The sequence below is a fragment of the Plasticicumulans sp. genome, assembly GCF_035331805.1.
Taxonomy (GTDB): domain Bacteria; phylum Pseudomonadota; class Gammaproteobacteria; order Competibacterales; family Competibacteraceae; genus Plasticicumulans.
On the sequence record NZ_DAOLKE010000405.1, the window covers coordinates 1,407 to 2,923 of the forward strand.

Genomic DNA, 1,517 nt, shown 5'->3' on the forward strand with positions numbered 1-1,517 from the left:
CCCGAGCAATACCTCGACAATGCCAACAAGGTCGATCTGATTGCCCGCAGGACGGCCGGTCTGCGGCAGGAATGCTTTCTGGTCGAATGCAAGGATTGGGAGAAGCCGGTTCCGAAAGCGGAACTGGAGCGATTCCGCTCGTGGCTGAACGGTCCGCAGGCTCAGCAGATGCGGGCCGAGGGCTTGTATGTCGCGCGCTCCTATACGCGCGATGCCCTGAGTTACGCGAAATCCCAGGGCTTGATCGCCGTCACGCCGCAGGAGCTGGAAGCGCAACTGTTCGACTTCCGGCCTTATCTTGATCGCTTGCGCCGGCGTTTCGAGGAAAGCCCGCTGGCGCGGCATTACGTGGCGCAGCGGGTGTTGCTGGAAAGCGAGCCGGAGCTGAAAGACGGCGTTGACCTGATCGAGCACGCGCAGGCCTGGGCAAACGGTGCCGGGCGGCGCTTGTGGCTGGTGCTCGGCGATTACGGCACCGGCAAGTCATCCTTCTTCAAACGCTTTGCGTATGAACTGGCGACGCGGGCGATTCAGGAGCCGGATGCGCCGGTGCCGCTGGCGATCGATCTGAAGGACTATCCGAACGCGATCTCGCTCGAAGCCTTGCTGCAGGAACATCTGCGCAAGGAACTCAACTGGCACGGCAATCCGGAAATCCTGCTCTATCTGCTCGCGGCCGGGCGGGTGACGCTGCTGCTCGATGCCTTCGACGAAATGGGCACGGCGGCGCTGGCGCGCAGCGTCGAGGATCAGTTCCGGCAACTGGTGCGGCCGACGGCGCAGGGGGGGGAAGGCGCGCGTTGCAACCGGGTGCTGATCACCTGCCGCACGCATTTCTTCCGCGACCAGCAACAGATCAAGGATGTCGCCGGTGGCCATGCCGATGATCTGGTCAGCAGCGATTCGGCCCTCGGGCAACTGGCCCGGCAATTCGATGCCAGCATCGACGAGGTGATGCTGTTCAACGACGCGCAGATTGCGGAATTCCTGTGCCGGCATCTGGGCGAGGAAAAATCGCAGGAGGCACTGGCTTTCATTCGCCGGACCTACGATCTGGAAAGCCTGGCGCCAAGGCCGGTGTTGCTCGACATGATTGTGCAGACCCTGCCGGCGCTGATGCAGGCCGGGGGAGCAGTGACGCCGGCCGGGCTGTACTTGCGTTACACTGGCCAGTAGCTGAACGACAACAGCGGCGGAAATTTGCGCACCTCGCCGCAGCAACGTTTGAAGCTACTGGAAATGCTGGCACAGACGCTGTGGGGCCTGCCGGAGCACCGGATTCATTACCGCAAACTCGAAGCTCTGGTACACGAACTGCCGGATGCGTTGCGCGACGGTATCGACCCGCAGCGCATCGATCTGGAGTTACGAACGGCCGCCTTCCTGACACGCACGGCCGATGGTTTTTACGGTTTTTCACACAAGAGCTTTCGTGAGTTCTTCTTTGCGCGCGCCTTGCTGCGGGCGCTGCGTTGCGATGTGGCAACGGCTGCCGCTGTGCTCGATACGGCACGGGT

At 62.4% G+C, this 1,517-nt stretch carries 2 protein-coding genes; both read left to right on the plus strand.

Annotation, left to right across the window (positions count from 1 at the left end):
* A partial coding sequence (locus tag PKE44_RS17590) for an NACHT domain-containing protein (RefSeq protein ID WP_324553859.1) occupies window positions 1-1,176 on the plus strand: 1,176 nt, incomplete at its 5' end.
* A gap of 48 nt (window positions 1,177-1,224) precedes the next feature.
* On the plus strand, window positions 1,225-1,517 hold a 293-nt coding region (locus PKE44_RS17595), incomplete at its 3' end, for a hypothetical protein (protein ID WP_324553861.1).